The 5,172-nt window shown below is 73.1% G+C and carries 6 protein-coding genes; 4 read left to right on the forward strand and 2 right to left on the reverse strand.

All coding sequences use genetic code 11. From position 1 onward, the window contains the following. Nucleotides 1-130: 130 nt before the first annotated feature. The gene (locus tag UO65_RS22860) at nucleotides 131-907 is read right to left on the reverse strand and encodes an SDR family NAD(P)-dependent oxidoreductase (protein ID WP_035286127.1); all 777 of its coding nucleotides are present in this window, start codon (nucleotides 905-907) and stop codon (nucleotides 131-133) included. 86 nt (nucleotides 908-993) lie between these two features. Between UO65_RS22860 and UO65_RS22865 the strand changes: the two genes are divergently transcribed. Then, nucleotides 994-1,851, forward strand: a complete 858-nt coding sequence (locus tag UO65_RS22865) for a helix-turn-helix transcriptional regulator (RefSeq protein ID WP_035286128.1) — start codon at nucleotides 994-996, stop codon at nucleotides 1,849-1,851. A 10-nt stretch (nucleotides 1,852-1,861) separates the two neighbouring features. Here UO65_RS22865 and UO65_RS22870 read toward each other — a convergent pair whose 3' ends face one another. Next, nucleotides 1,862-2,461: a hypothetical protein gene (locus UO65_RS22870; protein ID WP_035286129.1), complete on the reverse strand. Its 600-nt coding sequence runs from the start codon at nucleotides 2,459-2,461 to the stop codon at nucleotides 1,862-1,864. 110 nt (nucleotides 2,462-2,571) lie between these two features. On the opposite strand from UO65_RS22870, the gene UO65_RS22875 reads away from it, so the two are divergent. From UO65_RS22875 to UO65_RS22885, 3 genes are read left to right on the forward strand one after another with little or no spacing between them, the layout of a single operon-like run. Beyond that, nucleotides 2,572-3,906: an SAM-dependent methyltransferase gene (locus UO65_RS22875; RefSeq protein WP_152552218.1), complete on the forward strand. Its 1,335-nt coding sequence runs from the start codon at nucleotides 2,572-2,574 to the stop codon at nucleotides 3,904-3,906. Beyond that, nucleotides 3,903-4,691, forward strand: a complete 789-nt coding sequence (locus tag UO65_RS22880; protein ID WP_035286130.1) for a DUF1295 domain-containing protein — start codon at nucleotides 3,903-3,905, stop codon at nucleotides 4,689-4,691. The genes UO65_RS22875 and UO65_RS22880 overlap by 4 nt, the downstream gene beginning before the upstream one ends. Further along, nucleotides 4,688-5,149: a peroxiredoxin gene (locus tag UO65_RS22885; RefSeq protein WP_035286131.1), complete on the forward strand. Its 462-nt coding sequence runs from the start codon at nucleotides 4,688-4,690 to the stop codon at nucleotides 5,147-5,149. The genes UO65_RS22880 and UO65_RS22885 overlap by 4 nt, the downstream gene beginning before the upstream one ends. Nucleotides 5,150-5,172 lie beyond the last annotated feature (23 nt).

Consider the following 5,172-nt stretch of genomic DNA (forward strand, 5'->3'; position numbering starts at 1 on the left):
CGCTGTAGGGGCCCCGCCCAAGCAGATCCACCCACCCGGGCACGCCCCGAAAACTCCCGGGCTTTGAACCCGGCCACGGCCCAGACCCTGTCCCCGCCACCGCGCCACCGCGGAGCGGGGCCCGTCGATGTCAGGCGCCCGCGCCGCCGTCGACCGGGATGATCGTTCCGGTCACCATCGCGGCGCGGTCGCTGAGCAGCCACGCCGCCACCTCGGCGACCTCGTGCGGCTCGGCCATCCGGCCGAGCGGGATCGAGGCGTTGATCCGGTCGACGACGCCCGGGGTGGCCGCCTCCCAGGCATCGATCATCTCCGTGGCGGTGCCGCCGGGGGCGATGCCGTTGACCCGGATGCCCGTGGGGGCCCAGGTCACCGCGGCGGTCTCGGTGATGCTGTTGAGGGCCCGCTTCATGGCGCCGTACGCGGGGAGTTCGGGGTTGGCGCGGCGGCTGCCGATGCTCGAGGTGTTGACGATCGCCCCGCCGCCCCCGCGGCGCATGAGCGCGGCCTCGGCGACCATGGCCGTCCAGTGCGCGCGGAAGTTCACGGCGTACTGCTCGTCGACGTCCTCGTCGCCGGTGGTGTCGAGTGGACCGGGTCGGTGCTGGATGGCCGCACCGTTGTTGAAGGCACCGTCGAGCCCGCCGTGCAACTGCTCGACCCGGTCGACGGCGGCCCGGATGCCCGCCCGGTCGGCGAGGTCCAGCGCGACGGCGTCGGCGGTCCCGCCGTCGGCGCGGATCTCGGTGACGAGGCGGTCGAGCGCGTCGGTGCCCCGGGCGGCGAGGACGACGGCCGCGCCTTCCCGGGCGAACAGCCGGGCCGCGGCCGCGCCGATGCCGCGGCTGGCGCCGGTGATGAAGACGACCTTGTCGGTGAGCAGGCCGATGGGGGTGCTGGTTGTCATGCCGACAGCGTCCCGGCGGCTCGGGGACCGGATACAGGTACCGATTGTGCCTGGCTCCGCGGCCACCCGGCGCGCAAGCTGGGGACATGGACAAGCAGGAACTCGGGGCGTTCCTCCGCAGCAGGCGCGAGCGGCTCCGACCGGAGGACGTCGGTCTCCCGTCGGGTCCGCGGCGGCGGCCCCCGGGCCTGCGCCGCGAGGAGGTCGCGGTGCTCGCCCACATCTCGACCGAGTACTACGTCCGGCTCGAGCAGGCCAGGGCCCCGCGTCCGTCCGGCGAGGTGCTGGCCGGGATCGCGGGCGCGCTGCGCCTGACCGACGTGGAGTCCGACCACCTGCACGTCCTGGCGGGCACCGCCCCGGCGAGGACCGGCAGGCACCGCCGCGACGTCCGCCCCAGCATCCTCGCCCTCCTGGAGCGCATCCCGCGGACGGCGGCGTTCGTGATGTCCGCGGTGTTCGAGGTCCTGGCGTGGAACGACCTGGCGGCCGTGCTCATGGAGGACTTCGCCGGGCTCGCCCCGCGCGATCGCAACCTGGCGCGCAGGGCGTTCCTCGGGTCACCGCACCCCGAGGCGGTGCTGTACGGGATTTCCGACCTCGCCGAGTTCCGGCACCGCGTCGTCATGGAGTTGCGCGCCGCCCTCGCCCGGTACCCGGCGGACCCCGGGGTGACCGGGCTCGTCGAGGAACTGCTCGACGGCAGCCCCGAGTTCGCCCGGCTCTGGGAACGGCGCGACATCCAGGCGGTGCCGGTGCTCACCAAGACGTTCCGGCACCCGGTCGTCGGTGAGATCACCGTCGACTGCGACTCCCTCGCCCTCACCGACCGCGACCAGCACGTCGTGCTCTACACCGCGCCACCCGGTTCCCGCGACAGCGAGGCGCTGGCCCTGCTGGACGTGCTGGGTCCCGAGGGCGTCGGCGCGGGCGGATCGCGCTAGCGCAAGGGCGTCACCGCACCAGCAGGAACACCGCGCCGCCGAAGACCGGCCCGAGCAGGGAGCCCACGACCACCTGCGCCACCGTGTGCTCCCCCAGCACCACCCTGGCCCAGCAGACCGCCACCAGCGGCACCAGCAGCAGCAGCGACCACCACCCGTACAGCAGGGTGATCATCGCCACCGCTCCCCCGGCCACCGCGGCGTGCAGCGAGACCTTCCAGCGGCGGGTGATGGCGATGCACACCACCAGCGTGCCCAGCATCGACAGCGACAACGCCAGCACCTCGCGCGGCGCACCGCCGAGGACCAGGACCGCCAATCCGACCAGGGTGGACACCAGGCCGACCATGAGCGGCAGGAAGCGGTGCTCGCGGTCGCGGACGTGGTGGGTGTCCCAACGGCCCTGCCGGGCGCCGCGGATGATGAAGGCCATCGGGATGACGCTGGAGAACAGCGCCACCTCCAGCCCCCAGACCAGCGTCCACCACGGGTCGAAGCCGGTGGCCGACCAGGCCACGGCCAGCGGGAGCACCACCACGACGACGGCGGGGGCGAAGACCTCGCTCACCGCGTGGGCCAACCGCCGGTCGCGGGTCACCACCTGGGTCATCCGGTGATGATCGCACCGCACCCGCCAATCCCGCGAGCCCGCGGTCCCGAACCCCCTGCGGTGGCGCCCCCACCGGACAGCACAACCCACCGGACGAACGGAGCCCCGCGGTGGCCGGATCGACACCAGTAGCGACCACTCTGGCCCGGGTCGTCGAGCGCGTGCTCGGCGCCCCGCTGCCCATCCGGCTGCGCGCCTGGGACGGCAGCGAGGCCGGGCCGCGGGGTGGGCCGGTCGGGGTGGTGCGCAGCAGGCGGGCGCTGCGCAGGCTGCTCTGGGACCCGAACGAGCTGGGCCTGGCGCGGGCGTACGTGACCGGTGACCTGGACGTCGAGGGCGACCTGTACGAGGCGCTGTCGCTGTTCTGGGCGTTGCAGCGGGAGAGCAGGATCTCCCCGCCGCGGTTGAGCCTGCGGGAGAAGGCCGGGCTGTTCGGCACCGGCGTGCGGCTCGGCGTGGTCGGTCCCCGACCGCCCGCGCCCGCCGAGGAGGCCCGGCTCAGCGGCACCGAGCACACCAGGGCCCGCGACCGCGCCGCCATCGCCCACCACTACGACCTGTCGAACGAGTTCTACCGCCGCGTCCTGGACCCGCAGATGGCGTACTCCTGCGCGTACTGGACCTCGCGCGAGCCCGGCTACACCGTGGAGGACGCGCAGCGCGACAAGCTCGACCTGGTGTGCACCAAGCTGGGGCTGCGCCCGGGGATGCGGCTGCTCGACGTCGGCTGCGGCTGGGGTTCGCTGTCGGTGCACGCGGCGAAGCACTACGGCGTCGAGGTCCTGGGCATCACCCTGTCGACCGAGCAGCGGCAGTTCATCCTCGACCGCCTGGAGCGCGAGGGCCTGACCGACCGGGTCGAGGTGCGGTTGCAGGACTACCGGGAGCTGGACGAGGTCGACGACGGCCTATTCGACGCCATCGGCACCCTGGAGATGGGCGAGCACGTCGGGGCGGGCAACTACCCGGTCTACGCCGCCACCCTGTTCCGGATGCTCAAGCCCGCGGGCAGGCTGCTGTTGCAGCAGATGTCGCGCGGCGCCACGGCGCAGGGCGGCGGCGCGTTCATCGAGTCCTACGTGGCCCCGGACATGAACATGCGCCCGGTCGGGCAGACCGTCGACCTCCTGGAGGGCGCGGGCCTGGAGGTCCGCGACGTCGAGTCGATCCGCGAGCACTACGTGTGGACGGTGCGGGCGTGGGCGCGGACGCTGGAGGAGAAGTGGGACGAGCTGGTCGCCATCGTCGGTGAGCAGCAGGCCCGCGTGTGGCGCCTCTACCTGGCCGGGGGCGGGCTGGCGTTCGCCGAGAACCGGATGGGCGTGGACCAGGTCCTCGCCGTGCGGCCCACGCCGACCGGTTCCGCCGGTCTGCCGCGCACCCGCGCGGAGCTGCTGGCCCACCGCGCGGAGGTCGCCCGGCCGCAGGAGGAGGTCTCGCGGTGACCCTGCTGTCGAACGCGCTGATCAGCCTCGGCGTGGTGCTGGTGGTGATGGTCGCCGCGTTCGGCGTCAGCCTCGCCAGGGGCCGCTACGACACGGTGGACACCGTGTGGGGGCTGGGCTTCGCGGTCGTCGCCGTGGTCACCTGCGCGTTGTCGACCGGCGACCTCGCGCTGCGGCTGGTCACGACCGCGCTGACCGTGGTGTGGGGTGTGCGGCTCGCCGTGCACCTGCACGTCCGCAACCGCGGCAAACCGGAGGACCGCCGCTACGCGGAGATCGCCGGGCGGGCGAAGGGCGACCCCCGGTGGCACGTGTTCGTCCGGGTTTTCCTGGTGCAGGCCGCGGTGATGTGGTTCGTGTCCCTGCCGGTGCAGGCCGCCCAGTACGCCGACTCGTTCGGGGTGCTGGCCTGGGTCGGGGTGGCGGTGTGGCTGGTCGGGTTCACCTTCGAGACCGTCGGCGACCACCAGCTCAGCGCGTTCGCCAACGACCCGTCCACCGGGGGGAAGGTGCTCGACACCGGCCTCTGGCGCTACACCCGCCACCCGAACTACTTCGGCGACGCCGCCGTGTGGTGGGGTCTGTACCTGCTCGCCTGCGCCTCCTGGCCGGGCGCGGCGACGGTCCTGTCCCCCATCGCCATGACGTTCACCCTCGCCAAGGGCACCGGCAAGCCGATGACGGAGAAGCACCTGTCGTCGAGCCGGCCCGGGTACGCCGACTACGTGGCCCGCACCAGCGGGTTCTTCCCACTGCCACCGAAGGAACGAGGAGCGCTCCGATGAAACCCGGGGACAAGGTCACCGATTTCACCCTCAGGGACGACAAGGGGGTCGACCGCTCGCTGAGCGGGTTCCTGGCCACCGGCCCGGTCGTGCTGTTCTTCTACCCGGCCGCGATGACCGGCGGCTGCACCGCGGAGAGCTGCCACTTCCGCGACCTGGCCGCCGAGTTCGCCGAGGTGGGCGCGCACCGGGTCGGCATCAGCCCGGACCCGGTGGACAAGCAGGCCCAGTTCGCCGCCGTCAACTCGTTCGACTACCCGCTGCTGTCCGACCCGGACGGTGTGGTGGCCACCCAGTTCGGGGTGCGGCGCAGGTTCGGTCCGCTGCTGACCAAGCGCAAGACGTTCGTCATCGACACGGACTCCACGGTCCTGGACGCCGTCAAGAGCGAGCTGCGCTTCGCGGTGCACGCGGACAAGGCGCTGGAAGTGCTGCGCGGGCGCACGAGCGCCGCGTGAGGCGGGGGTGTCCGGCCCACGTC

Source organism: Actinokineospora spheciospongiae, assembly GCF_000564855.1.
In the GTDB taxonomy this organism is placed as follows: domain Bacteria; phylum Actinomycetota; class Actinomycetes; order Mycobacteriales; family Pseudonocardiaceae; genus Actinokineospora; species Actinokineospora spheciospongiae.

What these genes read in the sequence shown, in the direction of transcription:
- UO65_RS22860 (WP_035286127.1), bottom strand. Translation starts at nt 907, where the DNA reads ATGACAACCAGCACCCCCATCGGCCTGCTCACCGACAAGGTCGTCTTC.
- UO65_RS22865 (WP_035286128.1), top strand. Translation starts at nt 994, where the DNA reads ATGGACAAGCAGGAACTCGGGGCGTTCCTCCGCAGCAGGCGCGAGCGG.
- UO65_RS22870 (WP_035286129.1), bottom strand. Translation starts at nt 2,461, where the DNA reads ATGACCCAGGTGGTGACCCGCGACCGGCGGTTGGCCCACGCGGTGAGC.
- UO65_RS22885 (WP_035286131.1), top strand. Translation starts at nt 4,688, where the DNA reads ATGAAACCCGGGGACAAGGTCACCGATTTCACCCTCAGGGACGACAAG.